General features: G+C 44.8%; 8 protein-coding genes. 2 read left to right on the forward strand and 6 right to left on the reverse strand.

Features of this window, described 5'->3' with window-relative positions; translation table 11 throughout:
• Window positions 1-94: 94 nt before the first annotated feature.
• The 3 genes from C2757_RS05590 to C2757_RS05600 form a co-directional block, all read right to left on the reverse strand.
• Window positions 95-3,667 carry an Ig-like domain-containing protein gene (locus C2757_RS05590; RefSeq protein ID WP_215373375.1) on the reverse strand — a complete coding sequence of 1,191 codons (3,573 nt, stop codon included), beginning with the start codon at window positions 3,665-3,667 and terminating at the stop codon, window positions 95-97.
• Window positions 3,668-3,725: 58 nt separating this feature from the next.
• On the reverse strand, window positions 3,726-4,040 hold the full coding sequence (locus C2757_RS05595; RefSeq protein WP_215373377.1) for a PilZ domain-containing protein: 315 nt from the start codon (window positions 4,038-4,040) through the stop codon (window positions 3,726-3,728).
• 192 nt (window positions 4,041-4,232) lie between these two features.
• Window positions 4,233-5,174, reverse strand: coding sequence for a tetratricopeptide repeat protein (locus tag C2757_RS05600; RefSeq protein ID WP_215373378.1), 942 nt, complete (start codon window positions 5,172-5,174; stop codon window positions 4,233-4,235).
• A gap of 208 nt (window positions 5,175-5,382) precedes the next feature.
• On the opposite strand from C2757_RS05600, the gene C2757_RS05605 reads away from it, so the two are divergent.
• Both C2757_RS05605 and C2757_RS05610 read left to right on the forward strand, forming a co-directional pair.
• The gene (locus tag C2757_RS05605) at window positions 5,383-7,659 is read left to right on the forward strand and encodes a CHASE2 domain-containing protein (protein ID WP_215373380.1); all 2,277 of its coding nucleotides are present in this window, start codon (window positions 5,383-5,385) and stop codon (window positions 7,657-7,659) included.
• Between the two features lie 31 nt (window positions 7,660-7,690).
• Window positions 7,691-8,482 (forward strand): 3',5'-cyclic-nucleotide phosphodiesterase, encoded by a 792-nt coding sequence (locus tag C2757_RS05610; RefSeq protein WP_215373382.1) that lies wholly within the window; start codon window positions 7,691-7,693, stop codon window positions 8,480-8,482.
• Window positions 8,483-8,531: 49 nt separating this feature from the next.
• Here C2757_RS05610 and C2757_RS05615 read toward each other — a convergent pair whose 3' ends face one another.
• The 3 genes from C2757_RS05615 to C2757_RS05625 all read right to left on the reverse strand — a co-directional run bounded on the left by C2757_RS05615 (window position 8,532) and on the right by C2757_RS05625 (window position 24,693).
• Complete coding sequence (locus C2757_RS05615) at window positions 8,532-20,834, reverse strand: VCBS domain-containing protein (protein ID WP_215373383.1); 12,303 nt, start codon at window positions 20,832-20,834, stop codon at window positions 8,532-8,534.
• Between the two features lie 126 nt (window positions 20,835-20,960).
• Entirely contained in the window at window positions 20,961-22,784 is a 1,824-nt protein-coding gene (locus C2757_RS05620; RefSeq protein ID WP_215373385.1) for a FecR domain-containing protein, read from the reverse strand.
• Complete coding sequence (locus C2757_RS05625) at window positions 22,774-24,693, reverse strand: tetratricopeptide repeat protein (protein ID WP_215373386.1); 1,920 nt, start codon at window positions 24,691-24,693, stop codon at window positions 22,774-22,776. Before C2757_RS05625 ends, C2757_RS05620 begins: the two co-directional genes overlap by 11 nt.
• Window positions 24,694-24,695: the final 2 nt, after the last annotated feature.

Consider the following 24,695-nt stretch of genomic DNA (forward strand, 5'->3'; position numbering starts at 1 on the left):
GAAGTCTTTTGAACATTGTAGACGCGGACTACGGAAATGGAAATGGTTAGCCGACTTTGTAAGAACAAAGCAGGCTAACCACCAAACAGACTACTTAAACAATAATTGGTGCGTGATCTGGTACTACTCCCACTACTGGAATATCTACTGTTGGCGCAGGGGCTGGGGCATCAGCTACAACCGGAGTATCAATAGTGACAACCGTGCCTGAGAATTGAGCGTCGTGAGCAATTCCAGTGCTGCCATCAACTTTTACATAGCTTGTCTGACCAAACACCAAGACATCACCATTCGCCAACAAGCCTATCTGACCATCTGACCTCAGGTTCAAGCTTGCTATACCGAGATCACCAAGAGATTTAAATTCTCCAAATTCAACCTGACCATTTGAGTTTGCATCTTGCCAGACTCCAAATGAGGAAAATTGTGTGTCTTTAGCATCCAAAACACCATCATTGTTGGAGTCATAAGATTTTGCCAAGCCCTGCAAGTCAGTCTCTCCATTTTGTGTAGAGAAGGCAATATTGAGTGATCCATCAGTTAATTGGAAAGCCAATAAACCATCCTGAGGAGCCACCCATGCTGTTGATGCAGAAGTGCCATCATGCAAGTAATCATATGTAACACCAGGCTTGCTTGACAGGTAATCGATTTGACCATCGCCATTCATATCCAGGGTAATTGGTGCCCACTTGCTTCCACTTACGGTAAATGTCTTAACACCCGATGAGTTTCCGGCATCATCAGCAATTTGGAAGGAGTAAGAAGCAGCGTCTCCAGTACCAAGCTTCCAAAACCACTTTCCTTCGGTTTGAAAATCTACTTGTGTGCTAGTAGCCACATGCCAACTATCGGCAGCGCCAATCTTGTACTCCAAATGGGTATCACCAGATAAGTTTCCTTTATTGCTGAAAATAGCACCAATCGGGGAGTCCTTTACGAAACTACCGTTTGTTATTGATGGCGCCGTTTGATCTAAAGTAAAGATAGTGCCTACTGAAGTAGAGCTGGCATTACCTGCCGCATCCGTCTGATGCACAGAATAGGTGTGCTGTCCTCCGGTGAGGTTGAAGCTAGAACCAATACCATTAGTCCAACTACCGGCATCCATCTTGTACTGCCAAGCTGCGCCACTCTCAATACCTAAGACATTGACGGTAGATATGTTTGTAATGCCATCAGAAGTATTAGTTCCAGTATCGGTAGCCAACGCTAGGCTTGGAGCTGCTGCTTGGGTATCTAATGTAAAGCTAAAGGCAGTTGCAGCTGAAGTATTGCCAGCTGCATCTACTTGGTGAACCTTAACGTTATTAAGGCCTTCTGCTGCGCTAAAGCTGCTGCTCCAAGTAGCGCCACTGTCTGTGCTGTACTCAACAGTTGCGCCAGATTCAGTACCGGTCACATCCAAAGTACCAACATTAGTAGTCTTGTCAGTGTTCGATTTTCCGCTATCAGATGTCAAAGCTACTGAAGGAGCTGCTGCTTGGGTATCTAATGTAAAGCTAAAGGCAGTTGCAGCTGAAGTATTGCCAGCTGCATCTACTTGGTGAACCTTAACGTTATTAAGGCCTTCTGCTGCGCTAAAGCTGCTGCTCCAAGTAGCGCCACTGTCTGTGCTGTACTCAACAGTTGCGCCAGATTCAGTACCGGTCACATCCAAAGTACCAACATTAGTAGTCTTGTCAGTGTTCGATTTTCCGCTATCAGATGTCAAAGCTACTGAAGGAGCTGCTGCTTGGGTATCTAATGTAAAGCTAAAGGCAGTTGCAGCTGAAGTATTGCCAGCTGCATCTACTTGGTGAACCTTAACGTTATTAAGGCCTTCTGCTGCGCTAAAGCTGCTGCTCCAAGTAGCGCCACTGTCTGTGCTGTACTCAACAGTTGCGCCAGATTCAGTACCGGTCACATCCAAAGTACCAACATTAGTAGTCTTGTCAGTGTTCGATTTTCCGCTATCAGATGTCAAAGCTACTGAAGGAGCTGCTGCTTGGGTATCTAATACAGTTGCAGTAGATTGCCCAGAACCATTGACAGAGTTACCAGCAGAATCTGTAGCGCTCACGCTTATAGTGATATTACCGTCAGCTAGACTAGATAGATCAACAGTACCATCACCATTGGCAGTAATGCTATTGACGGTAACTTCTTTGTTATAAATATCTTTAAAAGTAATGGTTGCAGTAGCATCGGCATCTAGACCTGCCAAGCTATAAGTTACGGCCGTTTTCTCACTATTGCTAGTGAGTTTATCTGCGACAGTAACCGCTAGATTTGCGCCTATGTCAGCAGAGGTATCTAATATTAGACTTGCATCGCCCCCAAGCGATGCAACATTGCCATTAGCAACTGAAAATAAACGAGCCATTGCGCCAGAGGATGTATTTCCCGCAACATCAACAGTGGTGATAGAAACACTTACTTCGCCATCAGCTAGTGTTGTTAGATCAATACTGCTTGACCCATTACCCGAGACATCCTTTTCAACTGTTGTTCCATTTTGATCAGTGAAGGTAATGTGAGCGGTTGAGCCAGTATCAAGACCTGTAACGGTGAATGGTGCAGATGCCTTATCCGATCCATTGATAACTGTTTTAGTCAAACTGGCTACAAGGTCATTACCTTCGTCAAGAATCGTATCGACTGTATAGGAAACATTAGAAGTAATCGTTCCAGTATTACCAGCGGCATCGTGAGCAACAACGCTAAAGGTGAGGTTGTGGAGGCCTTCTTTGATTGAGGCTTTATTAGAAGACTCTTTGTGATCATCATCTTTTTCAGTCTTTTCAATCTGGGCTTGCTTTGCTAAATCAGCCCCCTTGGCATTAATCGCAAAATAACCGTTACTGTCAACAGTACCACTATAAACAGTTCCATTTGCAGTAAATTTAACAACATCTCCAGCTTTAAATTCACCCCTTCCTTCAAGGGTTCCAGAAACTAAAACATCTTGGTTAACTTCTTTCGAATTAATGAATAAGTCCTTGGTTGACTCTGAACCAAATTTAATATTTTTGAACTGTGCATCTACAGAAACATCTACTGAGAAAGATTTGAGTTCGCTATTCACTACGGCCTCATTACCAGCAGCGTCGTGGGCTAGCATAGTTAGTGCAAGTGATTTTTCCCCAGCAATTTTAAAAAGATCAGCGCCCTTTACCTCAATTGCGAATCGACCGTCATCCTCAACTTTTGCTTTGTAAGCACTGCCGGAGATGCTGATAATATCTCCGCCTTTGAAATCGCCTGTTACCTTGCCTGATACAACAACTGACTCCTGTGACTCCTTGAGGTTAACAATATTGTCCGGACCTCCGATAGAGTTAATAGATATGGAAGTTTGAACAACTGTATCAACCTTGGCAGCAAAGCTAGAGCTGGCCAAAACTGCTGAGCTGGAAGCATCTGCTTTAATAAAGGCTTTAATTAATTCTGCACCTTGACCCAAAGATTCAACCTGCTCGCTGGATAGGGATATATTAAATTTTCCAGAGGAATCAACCTTACCACTCCACAAAATTGTGTTTCCCGATTCATCTGTAATGACTAGATAGGATCCAGCTGTAGCAGTACCTGAAATAGTACGATCGTTGATTGCTGATGAAAGAGTCTTATCAGAGCCTCCCACAGATGCAATTGAAACGGTATTTTTGATTGGTGCAGTTGCCATTTTTAAATCTCCTCAACTTTGTTCACTTGTTACTATTAATGGTTAAATATCTAAAGTGTTATCGGTTTAATGCCTGTAATTCTTGACTAATAATTTTGGTTCCAACTTTTACTCTGCCGTCTGCTTGCTCAACTCTGACTACTTGTGCCTCACATACCAACTTCATCTTGGCTCCTGCGGTGTCTAATTCCACCCAGAAGGAAATAATGGATCCTGGCTCTTGGTTGGCATCTAAATCTAGATAAATCCCTGTGGCACTGATATCCTGTGTAACACCTCTGATGTTTCCTGAGAGGTGCACAGGAAAAGAAGCCTTGACACGAGGAGCCCTGTCTCTCCTTGGGTTTTTTCTAAGCGGATTTACTTTGACCATGGAACAAAGAATAGATTTATTTGATCTATATCAAATGGGAGGGTGCTACTTTTCTACTAGTAGCTATGAGGGATTATTTTAGGTATCGTTTTTAGTACTAAAGAAGAGCCTCTATTAGTACAAATGAACTAGCCACCCTATCAGCTGACAGCTACTTGAGTGGGTACTCAGTTATTGGCATTGTCCAAGAGGTCAATCAGACAACTTTATTGCCTCCGCTCTACCCTCAATTGCAGATTGAAAATCGGGTTTTAGCGTGAGTGCATTATCAAATGAGGTGATTGCCTCTTTGTATTGCTTTAGATCCAATAAGGTGTAGCCACGATTATTATGCGCATCTATATAGTCCGACTTGATGGCAATGGCTCGATCAAAGTTTTTGAGCGCTAGATCTGCTTTTTTTAGACTCCTTAGCACAACGCCTCTGTTATTGAGGGCTGCTGCGTGGTTTGCATTTAAGTCTATAGCTCTGTCATAACTCTGAATGGCGGGTATAAATTCCCTTAACTCTACTAGTGCATTGCCTCGATTAAAAAAAGCCTCCACAAATCCCGGATTAATGGCAATCGCTTTACTATAGCTCTCTACCGCCTCCTTGAGCTGCTTTAAGCCTCTTAGCAAGATTCCACGATTGTTGAAGGCTTCTGCGTAATTTGGCTCAAGGCTCACGGCCAGGTCATATTGAGCCAAAGCCTCATTGCCTTTACCTAGGCTAGCTAGGGTATTGGCCATATTGTTATGCACTTGGGGGTTTTTAGGGTTTATCACCACCGCCTGCTCAAAGAACTGCATTGCCATATCAAAATTACCCATTTGGGCGGCAATAAGACCTAAAGAGTGAATCGCATCAAAGTACTGGGGCGATATTTGGAGGACTTCTTGGTATAGAGCCCACGCCTCTTGTAACTTTCCCTGCAGGTGGAGCTCAAGCGCTCTAGAGAAGATCTCAGCTACTCCGCCATCTTTCTTGGCTTGTTTATTGCTCTCGCCTTTTTTAAGCACTGCTTTCTTTTTGGGGGCTGCTTTGGGTTCAACAGATTTTTTTAGTACTTTTGTACTAACAGTAGATTTATCTTTCTTGCTAATCTCACCAGTTACAGCGGGCTTAGTAGCAGAAGTGGTCTTTTTGGGCATCTCAGGCTCGATGTGAAGTGAAAGTTTTAACAATGCAATGCTACTTATATGCTTCCAATATATCACCATGTATTTAGCATTTGTTAGATGTGTGTGCGCGTTTAACCCATTATTAATTTTGTTAGATGAATTAATTACATGAAGTTAACTGATATGATTTTTCTAAGTCATTCTGTGAATAACAATAATTACTAGAGACGCAAAATTCATGTTCAACAAATTTAAGGGAATTGCTGCGGGATTAAAAAAACGCATTCCTCGCATTAGCTTAGGCTTTGCGATTGTTGTGGTATTTGCAACTCAGGCTGGTGGATGGCTGCCACTGCCCTTTATGGATCGCTTAGATGGGATTATTTATGATGTCCGCCTGCGTTTAACCGCACCCGGTGGCGTTGATCCACGTGTAGTTATTGTTGATATAGATGAGAAAAGTTTGCGCGAGCGCGAAGCTGGCGGTGAAGGTCGCTGGCCATGGCCGCGCGATCGTTTGGCATTGCTGGTCAATAGACTCAATGATGACTACAACGTATCCCTTACAGGCTTTGATGTCATCTTCTCTGAAAGAGATGAATCCTCTGGTATTCGTACGATTGAGGGACTTGCCAATACTGAGTTTAAAAACGATGCCAGCTTTCAGTCAAAGTATTCACGCATCAAACCACTCTTAGATTTAGATGGGCAGTTTGCAGCAAGCTTTAAAGATCGCCTAGTGATTCTCGGGTATAGCTTTTTACTTCCCGGTGATAAAGATCAAAAAGGAGTGTTGCCACCCGATGTTCTAACTACTGCTCAGATTCCTTTGACGGTCGCTGACCCCTTGATGCGACAAGGATTTACAGGCAACCTAGCTCTTTTACAAAGTAACGCAACAGATGGTGGCCATATCAACCCCATCATCGACTCTGATGGCATTATTCGGCGCATTCCGATGTTAGTGATGCATGATGGTAAATATTACGAGTCTCTTGGTTTAGCAAGCGCTAGAGCATTACTAGGAAGTCTTCCTATAAAAACTCTAGATGCAGATGGGAAAGAATTTACCAATGCCCCCAATTATTTTGGTGCGATTGAATCCCTTGATGTTGGCGGTGCAATTCTTCCAGTAGATAGCCAACTTGCTAGCTTTATTCCTTATCGCGGACCTTATAAGAGTTTTGAATATATTTCTGCAAGTGATGTTCTCAATAAATCGGTTGCTAAAGAGAAGTTAGAAGGCAAGATTGTTTTAATCGGCACCACTGCTCCAGGATTGTTGGACTTAAGAGCAACTCCCGTCGGCAATGCCTATCCTGGTGTGGAGATTCATGCAAATATCATCACAGGTATTTTGGATGGCACTATCAAGCAAGTGCCTTTATGGACTAATGCTGCAAATTTAGCCTTAATTGCTTTACTCGGAATTGCACTTGCACTATTGCTGCCATGGCTTAGCCCTTTGTGGGGCACCGTTGCATCGGTTCTCGCGCTTGGATCCATGGTTGGGCTAAATCTTTTTGCCTACCAAAAAGGAATAGTTCTTCCCTTAGCCTCTCTATTAGCGGGCATCTTAGGTGTCTATCTCTTTAATATTGCCTACGGCTATTTTGTTGAGTCTAGAAGCAAACGTTTGATTACCGGTTTATTTGGGCAATATGTTCCACCCGAACTTGTTGATGAAATGGCAAAAGAGCCAGCCAATTTCAGCATGGAAGGAGAAAGTCGTGAACTCACTATTTTGTTTAGCGATGTGCGTGGCTTTACAACGATCTCCGAAAGTTTAGATGCCAAAACCCTTTCTGAATTTATTAATGCCTTCTTAACACCATTTACTAAAGTCATTTATAAAAATCGTGGCACGATTGATAAATACATGGGTGATTGCATCATGGCGTTTTGGGGTGCACCAATTAGTGATGAGGAGCATGCAAGACAAGGCGTCATCTCCGCCTTTGAAATGCTCACCGCCATGGAGGTACTCAATGCTGAATTTATTAAAAAGGGTTGGCCCCCCATTAAGGTGGGTATTGGCTTAAATTCTGGTCGTGTGAGTGTGGGCAATATGGGATCTGAAATCCGCCTTGCCTATACTGTGATGGGTGATGCCGTGAATCTAGCGTCACGCTTAGAGGGCATTACTAAAGAATATGGTGTGGCCATCATCATTGGCGATGAAACCCGAAAACACCTTCCTGACCTCATCGCCAGAGAACTAGATAAGGTAAAGGTGAAGGGCAAAGATATTGCTGTCACAATTTATGAGCCCTTAGGCTTCGCAGGAACGGTGGATCAATCCACATTAGCGGCATTAGCACTCTTTGAGCAAGCCTTGAAGGCCTATCGGGATCAATCCTGGGATAGCGCTCAGACTCAATTTGAGTTCTTATTAACCAATCACCCTGCAACTGGGGAAGTGCTTTATGAGCTCTATTTAGAGAGGATTTCCCTGCTGCGTGATAACCCGCCAGGAGATAACTGGGATGGTAGCTTCACCTTCACCAAAAAATAGCGGGCTGCGGGCTTAATAGCTAAAATACACCATGACCTGTACTTTAAGAGTTTTGGGCTGTAGCGGTGGCATTAGCGCAGACCTACGTACCACCTCCCTACTTCTCAATGAGAATATTCTCATTGATGCTGGCACTGGTGTTGGCGACCTTACCCTAGATCAATTACGAAAAATTGATCATGTATTTTTGACGCATAGTCATCTAGACCATATTTGCAGTATTCCATTTATTGCTGATGCCGTTGGGGGCTCAAGAGACAAGCCACTAAAAGTCTATGGCATCTACAAAACCATTCATGCTTTACAAGAACATATTTTTAATAATGTGATTTGGCCTGATTTCACAAAAATACCAAGTGCCAAGAACCCTTTTATTTCACTTCACTTACTTGAAATCGATGAGCCATTCAAAATGGATGGCATCTCTATTATCGCTTTACCGGTAGACCATAGCATTGCAGCCAATGCATATGCGATTAACTCTGGTAGCGGAACATTAGTCTTTAGTGGCGACACTGGTATGAGCGATGATTTGTGGAAAGCAATAAACCAACAAAAGCAAATCAAGCACATCATTATTGAAACTTCGTTCTCCGATCAAGAGGAAGAACTGGCGATAGTATCTGGTCACCTATCCCCTTCTTTATTAATGAAAGAATTAGATAAGCTTAATTCGAAGGCGTGTGATTCTAGCCTTCAAGTATGGGTTTGCCATTTAAAGCCTGATGGCGGAGATGCCATCATGCAAGAAATTGCCAGTCTATCTGAGTCACACAATATTAAGCCTCAGAAACTCACCAGAAATACCCTACTTCAGTTTTAAATCCTTCATCCCCTTTATTGCTAAAGGGGATGAATATTAACTTCTGAGATTAACCATGCCAGGTAATCTTATCGGCGTGGTTCACATCATGCACAACACCATCTGATGTAGTGATCTGCACATTGACATCGTTAACTTTAGTTGTCCCCTTGAAGAATTCCACAGTTTGAACGCCGTTAACCGTAGATTCTTGATGAGTAACGCCAGCATCCAGAACTTTTAAGGTCCAACCATCTCCAGAGACCGGTGTAGATCCTGTATCACCCAAGAATCCAGTAGCACTCTTAATATCTACTACATCTGTCCAAGAGGCCTGTGTTCCAGTAGCAGGATTACCCAACAGTGCTTGTGAATCAATCTCTGCATAATGCGAACCCGATACTCCTGCACCTGTATTAGCATTATTCACATCCATCAGATAGGTATTGGCACCAATCGTAATTGCCACTGAATCATGAGTAGAACTGCCGTCAGCAGAATCAATCTTCATTGTATTGATTAAGCTGGTGGCTGAAGTTAATAAGGCACCAAAATCCACCTTATCACCATCAGCACTGTTGAAGTCCGTAATTTTTTCAACTGCGCCTACGGTAGTTGTGAGGTCCGTAATCGCCGCATACTTAAATGTGTCTGCGCCAGTACCTCCAGTTAATGTATCTGCACCCGCTCCACCAGTAAGCGTATCGTTACCTGCATTACCAATCAGAATATTGGCGCCAGAGGTTCCTGTTATCGAGTCATTATGTGATGAGCCGATGAGATTTTCGATACTGGTGAAAGTATCTGAACCTGAGCCAGTAGTTTGTGCACCAGTTATCGACAAATTAACGGTAATGTCTGCTGTAGCACTTTCATAACTTACTGTGTCTGTACCTGAGTAACCTGTAAAGGTGTTGTTGCCACTGCTATCTGCCTGAAGGGTATCTGCACCAGATATATGACCACTAGTAAATAGCGTATTCAAGTTTGTAATTGGTGCAGCCGACGTAGTGCCTTGCACATCAATCAATACGTCATTTAGCAAATTATTAGCAGCAGTGTCAGCTGACGCAACTCGCTCATAAATATAGGTATGTCCGATACCGCCAATTGTTGCGTTAAATGCAAGAACGGTACCGGCAGATAATGAGACCTTACTCAGGAAATCTACAGCAGCAGCTACGTTTGCATTTGACGTTAGTGAAATTGCGCTTGAGCCACCAGATTTACCAAAAGTAGCCATGCCATTTGCGTCGATAGCATATTTAGTAACGGCACTGTTTGAAATGGTTAAGGTTGAAGTAGCTGACCCAGACGTACCCATGGAACGAGCGGCAGTTATAGAAGCTGGATTACCCGTTAAATCTAAGTAATCCTTTGTTAGATCAAGTCCGTTTATTACATCAAAACCAGTAAGTACGCCGCTATTTCCCGTTCCTGTCAATGACAGACTAGAGTCACCAGTTCGCTCAATAATAGTGTCTACGCCAGTATTGGCGGTAATAGTATCTGCCCCCGCTCCACCAATGACGGTATCGCCGCCTGTTCCCAACTTGATCGTATCTGCGCCACCAAATCCATAAATAGCATTGGAGACTGAAGTTGTACTGAGGTCTTGAGTATCTGCTCCAGTAGTTCCTAAAGACAAGCCAACAACGTTCGCAGCAAAAGCTGTGTTAGTCACCTGTAAGCTTCCGCTTAATAGGCTAAATTGTGCAGTTGGGTTTAAAACAGAAGAAATATCTGAGGTAATCACTGGATTATTGAAAGCCGAAGCAAATGTAGATCCCAAACTCAATGAATTTGAATCTGTGGCAACAACTTCAATACCAGAACCAGTAACAATCAGGTTATTGATAGTTGGAGTTGTAGAGATAGCTTCATCTGCACCATTGATCGTAAAGCTGACGATCTTGGTCGTGCCATCGGCACTGGTGACCGTAAATTGATCAGTCGCAGTTTGGCCGGCATTCAGATACTGGACGGCACTGTTTGCAACGGTATAGGTGTAAGTGCCACCGGCTGCTAATACCAGGCTACCTAATGGTGTGCCCACGTTGGCAACCGTTGTACTAAAGCTGCTTTGAGCGCTATCAGCATCGCTCACAGAGATCGAACCAGTTGCAGTCAGGTAGCCCGCAGAGACAGACACATCTTCAGTCACGCTTGTCACAGTTGGTGCACCGATCACGGCCGCATCGTTCGTACCAGCAATGGTGACGCTTACGACTTGGGTAGTGCCATCGGCTGCCTGGACAGTAATGCTGTCGGTGTAATTGGTACCAGCCACAAACTCATCGTGGGCGGTATTCATGGTGTAGGTCCAAGCACCATTGGTACCGATAGTGAACTTGCCATAACCATGATCACCAGCCACATTGCTCTGGGCGATAAACAGGTTGGCCGTGCCATCCACGTCCGTTGCAGTCAAAGTGCCAGAGGCAGACTGCACTGCATTGGTTTCAGTCAAGTTGGCAGTTGAGACGCCACCGATCACGGCCGCATCATTGCTACCGGCAATGGTGACGCTTACGACTTGGGTAGTGCCATCGGCTGCCTGGACAGTAATGCTGTCGTTTAATGTTGCGCCTTGAGCTAAAGCTTGAACAGTTGCATTGCTGTTATTGAGGGTATAAGTCCATACACCGCCTGTAGTAACAGCGTAAGTACCATAACCACCGGTAGAGGCTGTGCCCGAAGAGACTGCGGTAAATAAGTTTGCAGTACCGTCTACGTCAGTTGAAGTGAGTGTTCCGCTAGCTGTTGGTGTACCAACAGTTGCGTTATTAACACCCCCTGCTTCTGTTACAGAACCAGTGTTTGCTCCGCTGATCACGGCAGCGTCATTGGCGCCAACGATGCTGACGTTAAATGCTTGCGTTGTAGTTAAAGATCCATCACTTACAGATACCGTAAATGAATCTGTTGGAGTTGATGTAGCATCTAGTGCATTTACTTTCGCAGCATCTGGAATGTATAAATACTTACCGGTTGAGGATTGAATATATGTCGTTCCATAAGTGCCGGCCTTACTAACGTCATAAGTTACACCGCCAGAAACATAATTTCCGCCAGTTGTACCAGAACTTATGCCATATCGTAGAGTGGTTCCAGCATCAACGTCTGCACCAACAAGGGTTCCACTAATATTGGAGACTGCACCTAGCGAAGAACTAGTTGGGCTATCTTGTACAGAACCTGTGGTGATTGCACCTAATGTTGGAGCTTCATTAACATTAGAAATCGCTAATGTGACAGCCTTAATAGTGGTATTGCTAGCAGAATCGGAGGCAATCACATTAAAGCTATAGGTAGACTTCGCTTCGTAGTTTGGATTATCAATGATAGAAACTGCGCCAGTTGTAGCATTAACACTTAAGAAAGCAGCATCAGCACCACTCAGACTATAAGTAACCGCATTACCAGTAGCAGCATTAGAATCCGTAGCTATTGCAGTGTAAATAATCTGTCCAGCACCTGAATTTTCAGCAATTGTTGCGGCTGTTGCACTCGAGGTAATTGTTGGTGCAAGCGTATCCACAGTCACCGTATAAGCACCAGTTGCCACACTGGTATTACCAGCGGCATCAGTTGCTGTAGCGGTGTAGTTATGCACACCATCACTTACTGTACTTGGCAAGGTGAAGCTCCAAGTGCCATCTGCAGCAGCAACTGCAGATCCCTTAGATGTGCCATCTTGGTAAATCACTACTGTGCTACCTGCTTCAGCAGTGCCTTGTAATGTAGGAGTGCTGTCTTTAGTAATGTGATCACCGGCAGTGCCAGTGTCGTCTGCAAATGCCGTGATCGCTACTGCTGGTGCAGTATGGTCTACCGTAACAACATAGTTTGCTGTAGTGGTGCTATTACCCGCTGCATCAGTTGCAGTTGCAGTATATGTATAAACACCATCAGCCAAAGGAGAAGTATTAGATGTGGTGTAACTCCAATTGCCAGTAGAGCTATTAGCGGTGGTCGTGGCAACAACCACACCATTTTGCGATAGAACAACTGTGGCACCTTTTTCAGCGGTACCGCTGATAGTTGGAGTGGTATCACTAGTGAGGTAATCACCCTGAGTGCCAGTATCGGTTGCAAAACTCGTAATCGCCACTGCTGGTGGTGTGTGGTCTACCGTTAAACCGTAATTAGCGGTAGTTGCACTATTTCCAGCGGCATCTGTTGCTGTTGCGCTATAGGTATAAAGACCATCCACCAAGCTTGGAGCTGTATAGCTCCACTTACCAGAACCATCTGCAGTCATAGTCGCTACAACTACACCGTTTTGTGACAACACAACGGTAGCTCCTGCTTCAGCAGTGCCATTAATCGTTGGCGTGGTGTCATTGGTGCGGAAGTCACCAATAGTGCCAGAGTCAGTAGCAAAACCTGTAATCGCAACGGTGGTCTTGGTATCCACAGTCACCGTATAAGCACCAGTTGCCACACTGGTATTACCAGCGGCATCAGTTGCTGTAGCGGTGTAGTTATGCACACCATCACTTACTGTACTTGGCAAGGTGAAGCTCCAAGTGCCATCTGCAGCAGCAACTGCAGATCCCTTAGATGTGCCATCTTGGTAAATCACTACTGTGCTACCTGCTTCAGCAGTGCCTTGTAATGTAGGAGTGCTGTCTTTAGTAATGTGATCACCGGCAGTGCCAGTGTCGTCTGCAAATGCCGTGATCGCTACTGCTGGTGCAGTATGGTCTACCGTAACAACATAGTTTGCTGTAGTGGTGCTATTACCCGCTGCATCAGTTGCAGTTGCAGTATATGTATAAACACCATCAGCCAAAGGAGAAGTATTAGATGTGGTGTAACTCCAATTGCCAGTAGAGCTATTAGCGGTGGTCGTGGCAACAACCACACCATTTTGCGATAGAACAACTGTGGCACCTTTTTCAGCGGTACCGCTGATAGTTGGAGTGGTATCACTAGTGAGGTAATCACCCTGAGTGCCAGTATCGGTTGCAAAACTCGTAATCGCCACTGCTGGTGGTGTGTGGTCTACCGTTAAACCGTAATTAGCGGTAGTTGCACTATTTCCAGCGGCATCTGTTGCTGTTGCGCTATAGGTATAAAGACCATCCACCAAGCTTGGAGCTGTATAGCTCCACTTACCAGAACCATCTGCAGTCATAGTCGCTACAACTACACCGTTTTGTGACAACACAACGGTAGCTCCTGCTTCAGCAGTGCCATTAATCGTTGGCGTGGTGTCATTGGTGCGGAAGTCACCAATAGTGCCAGAGTCAGTAGCAAAACCTGTAATCGCAACGGTGGTCTTGGTATCCACAGTCACCGTATAAGCACCAGTTGCCACACTGGTATTACCAGCGGCATCAGTTGCTGTAGCGGTGTAGCTGTAATTACCGTCGGTTAAGGTACCCACCTGGTAGGTCCAATGACCTGTACCATCGACTACTGCAGTACCCAGCTTGGTCGCGCCTTGATATACCGTAATCAGGCTGCCAATTTCACCAACACCTTGCAATAAGGGAGTGCTGTCATTTGTAAGGTGATCGTTGATCGCGCCAGAATCGGTTACAAACCCAGTAATTGCCGTTGTATTAGGCGCTGCGATATCAATTATGAAATCCTGAGTACCAAGATTTGCAGTGCCAACTATCGAACCATCTACATTAAGTACGGTGGCAGTAGCGCTGACAGTTTGTGTGCCGCTTCCTAGCCCAGCTATATCTGACGAAGATAAGGTGTAAGTCCAATTTCCACTTGAATCTGCCACTACCGGTAAGTTGGTAATAGATCCAATGTTCAGAGTAATAATGCTATTGGCTGCCGCTACACCAGTAACGGCAACGCCACCTGCTGCTGCTTCGGCCGCATTAATATAATTGTTTCCAGAAATTGCACCATAGTGACTAGGTGTAACAACGGTAGCAGCCTGGGCATCAACCAACGCAGTAAGAGCAGCACCACTTGGCAGGGCACTTAAGCTTGTTCCATTTGTAACTGCACTAGCAATTTGTGTTGCCAAACTACCTTGAGCCGCACTACCTACCTGAATAACGCTAGTCAGAACATCAGAAATATTTCCGCTTGGATCGGCATTATTGATCGTGTTTGAAACAATGTTATTAGTGCTAACAATTAAATTGGATACGCTTGATGCAGCATTTGCAATTGTACTCAGCGCTGAGGCAGACACAGTCAATGTGCTGGCAGCGCTTGTCATTACAGTACCTAGCGTGGTTGCATTCGATAGGAATGAAGTTCCGCCAACTACTGGATCAGGAGCACTAGACAAAGCATTTGCAAATGATGTGAAGAGTGCATTAGCAGTATTAGCAGTACTAGCACCTGTTGCAGTTCCAACTAATGCAGCGGCCTGAACGATGGTGTTTTCAACCTGAACGCCTGCAGCAAATATTTTTGCCGCATTTGTATCGCCGGTTAGAGCAGCAGTTACAGGATCATAAGATGAGAGGTCAATACCAGCTGATAAGCCGAGCTGCTTAGCTAAGAGGGCTGATGCATCTTGAGCTGTTAGATTGCTATTGGCGACTAAATTGTTAATCAAAGTAGTAAGAGGAGTAACAACACTTGAGCCCCCTACCGCACTCATAGTGATTTTATTTGCAAGGCCAGTAGTGATATCAACACCACCAGTCATCACGAGATTACCCGTACCGCCAACCAAGGTAAATCCACCTGCTGCATCAGTAATGGCAAAAGCTTCACCAGCATTGAGAACACCGTCATTATTGGAGTCAGCAAATACGGTAGCTCCAACGATGTAGCCATCCTCTACGTGACCTGACGTATGGGTTGCATCCACTCCACCTACGGCAGTTTTCGCAAGATATTCAGCAGATTGCTTACCGTTTACATCGAAAGATAGCTCCTGGGAATATTTTTGCCCAGTTTTTGTATTGGTATAGCTAACTGTGAAAGTATCAGTGTGTGTATTAAAGTCACCGTGAGACTTCGTATAAGTTTGGAGCGCTTTATCTGTTAGGCTATATTTGAATTCGCCATCATCAGAAAGCGCTAATTTACCAATTAGATCATTACCAGCAATGCTATTAATGTGAATATTGCTACCTAGGGATAGATGACCCTCAGACTCAGCCTCTCCAGCACCAGTATGCTCTCCCTGGGTAACACGACCCATAGTTTTAGCGGTAACCGTCATGCTTTCAGTTTGGTGAACTCGTCCACCGTTACCATCGATAACATCATATTCAACGGTAATTGCTTTGCTGCTAGCGCCAGACATAGTTAACTTAGATGTATCAATATCTAACTGGCTGCCTGTAAGCTTGAATAAACCTAGTGGAATTGCAGTACTAATACCATCAATTTTATAGGTCACATTATCAAGACTGAGTTTTGAACCAGAATCAATATCGCCAGCATTAGCCAACAAATCAACGGACTTAAAGGCGCCAGTGATCAGTGATTCTTTAACGTTTGCAGTAACAGTGGGAGCATCATTTGAGCCGTAAATTGTGAAGCTAACGTCTTTGGTTGTCCCGTCTGTAGATCGAATGGTAAAAGTTTCAGTTCTTGAATCACCGACACCCATTGTTCTTACTTGGGCGTTATACACCTCATAGGAATAATGACCGTCAGCCTCCACTTTTAAGGAGCCAAGGTTACCCACCTTCGTATAAGTAGTGGCCTGGAATGAATTTTGTCCATCAACGTCAGCAATAGAAAGCTCACCTGCCGCTATTAGCTTAGACTTGGTGTTGTCCTGCGTAACTTCATGGGCCGTTGGACTGCCAATCACTGATGGGTGGTCTAGATTGGCAATATTGCCAAGTCTAGATAAGGTAGTTCTCTCGCTTAGGCTGAGTGACTCAGGAGTATCCGTTAGGCGTGCCTCACCTGCATTCTTAACCACATCATCGTCAATATGCGCTTCAATATTTCTGGCAGTATCAACAATTTTGTAGCTATGACCATTTAGATCGACATTGTGGGACTTAAGGCAGATAGCCTCATCAACCGTTAATTGATTCAAACGTGTTGCATCACTATCAACAACCTTAAGATTGGCGCCACTAAACCAATCATCGCCACGATGTGAATACAGATGATCTACAGTATCAGTTACCTCAAGCTTGTCTGTACCACATCCATGGTCATGGATGAATTTAGCATTCTCAGCATTTACAGTGCACTTATCTGAGATTTCGCTAAAGTCGCACTTACCTTTGAGGTTGTCATCGTTGGAGATGGCATGAATCTTGTCATTATCTAGCTTATCTGCGTAATAGACCTTTGAGCAATTCTTTATGGTGTCTGCATTGCATGAATTAATGTGTTCATAGGTATCATGAATTTCATAATCGCCTGGCTTATAGAGATTATGGAATTTGTCAGCATCTTCAGCACTTACACACCCCTTCTCTTGGCGACCTGAAATATTGATGGTTACCGTTGCACTATCGGTTGCATTATTGTTATCTTTAACCTGAACCGTATAGGTAATGCTTAATTTGTCATTACTTCCTAGGAATTCAAAATTCTCGTCATTAGCAGAGAATGTCCAATTGATCGATCCTGTCTTTCCGCCTTTACTATCAGCAGACTCAATAGCTTCAAAATTGATGCCTCCATTAGCAACGGCAGCATCTAGAATGGCGTGCAATCTTGCATTTTGAGCATCCGTGCAATTACGAATACCATCATCATGGGCATCAGGTGTTACCGACCAAGTAATTGCTGGGGACCCCACAACTGACACTGTGTGGGTATCAGATAAATCAACGTCGGTAAAACTTAAATTACCCGAAGTTCTATCAAAGTGGCAAACATGACCATGGCCATCATCATCTGCACGAGTTATAGATGAGGATGTAGTGACCAAGGAGATGACAGGCTCATCGTTAGTACCATTGATCACTACAGTGATCTCTTTGGTATCGGTTGTATTTGCAGTATCGGTTGCAGTTACGGTGTACGTGAGCGTGACAGATTCACCAGCAGCGAGGTAATCAAACGCCCCGCTATCGCTACCAAAACTCCACGCCAGATTGTGGGTTTCATTGGCATTGGCAGTCATGCCAGTTGGATTGGTCAAGCTTAATAAGCCATGTAATTCACTATTGCTTAAATCAAGGCCAGCAGTAGTACCAGTTGCAACCACAGTGCTGTTCACTTCTACTGAGACGGTATTGCTCAGATCCAGATCGGTCACTGTTAAGGTGCCGCCAGCACTTAAAACATCAAGGGCATTACCCTCGGTAAGGCTCGCACGAGCAGAGTCATCAGCCAGTGCGCCACCTTGTGTTGTCACTAAAGAGATGACTGGCACATCGTTAGTACCATTGATCACTACAGTGATCTCTTTGGTATCGGTTGTATTTGCAGTATCGGTTGCAGTTACGGTGTACGTGAGCGTGACAGATTCACCAGCAGCGAGGTAATCAAACGCCCCGCTATCGCTACCAAAACTCCACGCCAGATTGTGGGTTTCATTGGCATTGGCAGTCATGCCAGTTGGATTGGTCAAGCTTAATAAGCCATGTAATTCACTATTGCTTAAATCAAGGCCAGCAGTAGTACCAGTTGCAACCACAGTGCTGTTCACTTCTACTGAGACGGTATTGCTCAGATCCAGATCGGTCACTGTTAAGGTGCCGCCAGCACTTAAAACATCAAGGGCATTACCCTCGGTAAGGCTCGCACGAGCAGAGTCATCAGCCAGTGCGCCACCTTGTGTTGTCACTAAAGAGATGACTGGCACATCGTTAGTACCATTGATCACTACAGTGATCTCTTTGGTATCGGTTGTATTTGCAGTATCGGTTGCAGTTACGGTGTACGTGAGCGTGACAGATTCACCAGCAGCGAGGTAATCAAACGCCCCGCTATCGCTACCAAAACTCCAAGCGAGGTTATTTGTTGTACCTGCATTAGCAGCCATATCGGTTGCGCTGGTCAAGCTCAGTAAACCGTGCAATTGATCTTGGGTTAATGCCAGGCCAGTTGTTGTGCCATCGGTTACAACAGCAGTATCTACCGCGACTGTCACGGTATTGCTTAAATCTAAGTCGGTCACGGTTAACGTGCCACCTGTCGATAAAGGATCGCCCAGATTCGCTTCCGTTACGCTTTCACTTGCAGAGTCATCAGCCAGTGCGCCACCTTGTGTTGTCACTAAAGAGATGACTGGCACATCGTTGGTGCCAGTAATGGCGACGGTGACTGACTGAACTACGAAGGCTTTATTACTATCGGTGATTGTGATGTCATAAGTAACTGTCAGTTTTTCACCTTCCGCCAAGAACGCAAACTTGCTATCTTGAGCGTTAAAGTTCCAAGCGACTGTGCCAGTTCCAGTGTGCGTACTGTCAAAACTTTTAGTTGAATCAAGTTTGCCTGCGGCATTCAGCAATGTCTGAAGCTCAGTTGGAGCCTCGCTGGTGATGACATTCCCCTTCACATCAGTAATCGTAAATTTAGCGGGGCTAATAGATGCACCGTGAGTATTGCTTAAATCGAAGTCTGTGAATGTGATGTGCCCCTGCGCCTGATCCTGAACAGTTGGATCGGGTTGGCCAGCTTTAACAGCTTCGGTGAAGGCGAGATCATGGCCTGATGTATTTGCATCGCCAAGGTTACTTTCACTATCAATCTTGTTTGCAAAAATGAGGGGCGCATCATTAGTGCCCTGTACTGTGATGGTGACGTCTTGAGTAGCAATGCCTCCATTGCCGTCATTCACTTGTATGGTGTAAGTAAGGTTGAGAGTTTCGCCAGCGGCTAAAAAACTAAAGTTACTATCGGTGGCTAAATAGCTCCAGTTGATCTTACCGATACCTGTACCGCCATCAGTGCTGACTGTCGTATCAATGGTAGGGATTTCTGGAACGGTAAACGTCGCATCACTTAACGCTGATTTAAGTGCGTTGATTTCTGTGGCAGACATTTTGTTTAAATCTACCGATTGTTCTTTCGCATCTACATAAGAGATATGACTAGAGTTAAAAGTTACGCCATTAATTTCGTCTGTTAGCAGAGGACTAGAGGCTAATGTCACTGTATGCGTATCGAGTAAATCTAGATCAGAAAAGCTTACAACGCCATTAGCTGAATCAAGAGCCGTCAGGTTGGGTTGAAGATTCTGTGAATCAATGATTTGTTCAACAAAGGTTTTAGCAACATCCAAGGGGGCGTCTGTTGAACCAGCAACGTTAAAAACAGGGGCATCATTGGTACCCGTAATGGTGACTGTAAATTGCTGAACCTCAGATGTTTTCAAGGACCAAGTATTGGTGACGGCTGTATCGTAAGTTGCAGTCAGCGTCTGACCGGCAGCCAATCCATCAAAAACTTTATCTGCAACAATAAATTTCAGTTCTGCAGTAATAAGATTGCCGTTGAGAGGATTTAGCAAACCAGTGCGCGGATCAATGACATCCTTACTTTCAACTACTTGGTCTAAGGAGAATACTTGTTTGATCACCCCATCACCAGCAGGATCAGGCGTTAAGGCACTCTTTAGAGCAGCCATTTGGGCTACAGAAAAATTAGTGTCCCCAATCCCGCTAGAACTTAGCGAGCTCAGACTAACGGAAATAGATTGCTTGTCAACTGCATTGGGATCAAAGTAGTGAATCGACACTGCATTACCAATTGCCATAGTAGTATCGACAGGCAGAGTAGCTGGAGCATCAACTGTAGGAGTAAATTCGGTAACATTTTTTTCACCGGGTAATTCAGTGAGTGATGCTGCTGCGGTAGCAAGCAAGGTAGGCGCTGTTAAGACCTGGGGATCCTTGGAGGAATTAGAAACAGCTGTAGCGACAACTGGTGCATCAACAACCGTATTGGTGAGGGTGACATTATTTAGAGCGGTAACAGGAGTTGCGGTGGCATTAGCCGTTACGGTGGTTGGGCTAGCAGCAGTTGGTGCAATAGGAACAACAGTGGCTACAGGGATAGTGGCGGGGGATGCAGTAGGAGCAGCGGCAGACGGTGCTGCTGCTTGAGTATTACCAGTACTTGCTCCAGCATCTGCTGCTGTAGGGGTCGCATTTCCGGGGTTAGCAGCCCCATTTGTCATTCCAGCATCTACGGTGCCAGCAGAAGCTATTGCTGCTCCAGCACTATCTACGCCCGCACCTGTAATGCCTCCCTCAGCACTAGCTGCAATAGCCGCTGTGATTGCTGAATCACCACCAGTAGCCACCGGACTAGCGGAATTATTATTTGGATTACTAGTGGCATTTAAAAGACTGGGGCCATCTGGGGTTCCAACACTTTGTGAGGTGACTGCAACGTCTGCCCTTGCCTGTGCTGGGGCTTCAGGACCGGCCTGCTGCAAAGAGGTAATGTTATCAACGTGTTGCGCATCAAATGCCTGTTGACTTGAGGAGGTATTTGCTTCAGCCATAGCGTCTTCTTTTTAAAAAAGGAGTCAGGAAAAGATCCTGATAATGCATGACTGTATGCTGTACCACATAGCCTAACAATACTAACAATAGATATATAACTATAGTTATATATCTATTGTATTCCCTCACCGCTTAAAGACTGCCACTCCTTGAACAACGTTGTTACCAGTATTAATGTTGTATGAAAGTCCTGCAGCCTTTGCAGCAGTTGAAGTCGGGGACTGAGTGCCTCCACCATAAAAAGTAACATTTCCTGAGCCTGCGCATCCAGCAGCGCACATCGTTTGTGGTCCAGATACCTTTGTCAAATTAGTAGAAACATCGTTATAGGGGGCAGCTGCATTTAAATTACCCGTAAATGCCATGTTGTAAACGCCATATCCAGAGGATTGGTTGTTAAACATCGCTACATTGCCGTTAATTTTTGCAGTAGCGATATTGGCAGTTAAAGATCCATCATAGACAGCCCATGTACCCAGGGAGTTACCGACGGGAGTCGGCGTAGTAGCGCCAATCAGCTTGAAATTTAATACAGAGTTATTCACGGCGAATTCATTTCGTAAATTGGCCTCAGTCGTTCTATCTCCAACTATATAGTGAAAGCCATTACCTGCCGAGAGGTAAACCGGCCCCCCACTGTTGTAAAGGGCAATTTGTTGCACAGTACCATTAGCCCAACGGCCCCATGAGATGATGCCATCCACATTGCCCCCCTCCATCTGCTGGGCACTTCCAATAGAATAGATTTGCTGAGAATAGAAAGGGTCATTAACAGCAAATACACTTGGGTCCAGCTTAATTTGAGTAATGTATGCGCCCTGCCCTGAAGCTGGCAGGGGACTTGCAGACATTGCATTCAGCGTCCTAGGTTGTGCCTGACCCGTCACAAAGTTCGCATCCGGAATAATGTTATGAAGTGGAAGATGATCACTCCCTAAAACAGCAGGATTAGTTTCTGCCTTTTGCATGTAAAAGGCATAACCATCTGGAAGTGCACTACTGGTGGTAGCCTGGACTGGCAAACCATTACCTAAAGAGGGTAAGTTTAGAAGTGCTTTTGGAGTAAAAACGTTAACGGCTTGCTCAATTGCCGACGGAGGGCTGACATCAGCGCCGCCAGTCTCTGGTTGCGCAGAAGAAAGGGGCGCCGCCTCTTTGTCTGATGATTTTGTAGGCAGGCTGACCGAAGCTGCCAAACCAGGTAAGACTTTATTCTCAACCCTACCCTTAGATTTAACAGAACGTTGACCGGCGAGGTTGTCAGGCAAAAACTGAGGAGGGGCTAGTAAGAATTGAGGTTTTGAATTTCTGTCTGCGACGTGAACAAACTGATTTACGCCAACAGCTTCAGTGGTAGTTTGATTCTGAACCACAATTTTGCCTTCAAAAACACCTGCATATAGGCCATCTTTAACAGGAGTTTTATCCGGTGCAAAGCAGTTTCCCTCACACACATTGATATTAAATCCCGTACCCCGAATGCCTACGGTCGCCACTACTGCGTCAATTTTAAGATTATCTTTGTTTTCTTTGCCGATAACGCCAGAGACGGCTCTAACTCCACCCTTAACTAGGCTCAGATTCGCCTTTTCAGTACCATCAGCTTTGCCGTTGAAGTTGTAATCATTGATCTTGAATTCTGTCTGCGCTTTGAGGGCCAATATGGCGCCATCAGTCATTCTGAGCTGAGCATTGCTAGCGGGCCCAGTCACCAAGGTATCACCCACAAGAACGGCAGATCCCTTAGTTACTGGTACTTGTTGTCCACTGCGGCTTACCTTCACATCGCCAATCGCCATCAAAACACGGCCAGCCTCAGGCGCTGTCTGGGCTAAAACACCATTTGTCTGAACAGTTGCCAATACAAACACAATCAAAATAGATCTCATCAATAAACCTAGACCTATTTCAATAGCCTGTTGAAAATGAAAGTATTTTTTAGTTTGCATTGTTGGAATCCCAATCGTAGCGTAGTTTGATCGCCCCTGTCCACTGCTCGTAACCATATAACGGCAAGTTCGATAAATTGTTGAAATACGTCAGCTCTAGACGTGTTGATAAATTCTTATTGAGCTTATATTGCAGCATCAAATTTCCTGAATACAAACCATCGGTCCGAGGGGCCTGATACAACAGGTCATTAGCATCGTATTTACTTTGAGAATAACCGCCTCCTACCGTCACGGCAAGTTGAGGCATTGGTAAAAAAGTTGTTTGAATAGCCCCTCCATATATGCGCCTCCCCAAATCTGGCCTATCAGCGGTGCTATTTTGCTTAACCGTATTCAGTGAAACGTCTAAAACCGGCTTCCAAGCCGCTTTTGAAAATTCCTTTCGATAGCCCGTCGTCAAAATATTGACATTAGCGTTATAAGCGTTGTACTGGGTTGGGTACTGCAAGGTCGTTGTTCCGGCAGCTAGCATCACCGAATCCGTTGCACTAAATTGATGAGAGTATTCTGCACCACCACCATAGGTATTTGGTATTGGTGTTGCATCCATCTGAGCAATACTGGCAATTCCTGCAATTTTTAGGGAGTCGGAGCCATCCTTAAGGTTGACTCCAGTTGTTGCATTAGTCACATTGAGGTTATAGCCAGATACTTGAGAGTAGCGCTGAGAACTCACATTTGCATTGCCAAAAATTGCCACACTTGAGCTCAGGGGAAGATTGACAGCCCCTCCGATACTTTCAAAGCCAAATGCTGATTTAATAGGTGCTGCAGAATCGCCTAAAGCAACTGGTCCGATATAAGGAAGAATAATATTATTAACAGCCGCCGCCGCACTCACGTTAGTATTAATACCCAATCCTGCTTCAACGAATATGCTGTATGAAGCCTTATATATACCCTGTCTATCAGCGATTTCCTCCAGGTATTTATCAATAGTGGTAACAACAGGAGCGGGAGGATAATTTTTCTTTACTGCTAAAAACTCGGTCTTCGCCCGCTCATCCTCGCCTTGTGCAAAATATGCACGGCCTAACTCTAAGCGAACAAGATCATTATCGGGGTTATCTAGCAAGGCTCGCTCTAAAGCAAATACCCCTGTACTTGTATTACCAGAATCAACTGCAGCAACGCCAAAATAATAATCAAATAGAGGGTCTCCCATCAACTCCGGGTGCTTCACACCGAGCCCATAGGCTTGCTCGGCCTTCTTTTGCTCTATGAGAACCTTCATTTCATCGGCAACATCGGCATTACTAGTCGTACTAATGACTGCAGTAGCAAGAATCACACCATAAGTAGTGGGTCTAGCAAATGCGTATAGTCTTTGGAATGAAGCGCCCTCTAGGATAGGTCTGATCGAATGATCCCACTGACTATGATGCCTCTGAACATGGGCTTGACAGTCTTTTCTTATTTGAAGAAGGCTATTGTTCTGCCAATATTGTTTTAGTTTGGCAGCGGCTACATAGACCTCGAGAGCAAGTACGTTGATATGTTTGGTAAATAAGACAACTAAAGCCTCAAGCAGGCTTCTACACATATTCTGGAGTGCTGTGTCAACGACAATGCTTAAGGCTTTCCGATCCTGCAATACCCCGCAGGCAACGAAAAACATTTCATATAGATTCTCTTTGTTGAATTGGCTAAGGTCTATTTTTTTATAATACTTTTTTAGTTGACTCTTTAATCTTCGTTTGAGCTTTCGGGAGATTGGTTGGTATACATCCAATATGTGTCTGGTTACTGTGACAACCCCGTGACAAATGATGTCACTAGAACCCACTAAACCCTGAAGAATCAATAACGCTCCTTGATTCATACGGCGATCAAGATCATGCGCAGCAGCGCAAGCAAGCTTGATAGCCTTATCAGTGTTGAGAGATGTAATGGTTTTTTTGAACATAT

The organism is Polynucleobacter sp. MWH-Svant-W18, assembly GCF_018687495.1.
Lineage (GTDB): Bacteria > Pseudomonadota > Gammaproteobacteria > Burkholderiales > Burkholderiaceae > Polynucleobacter.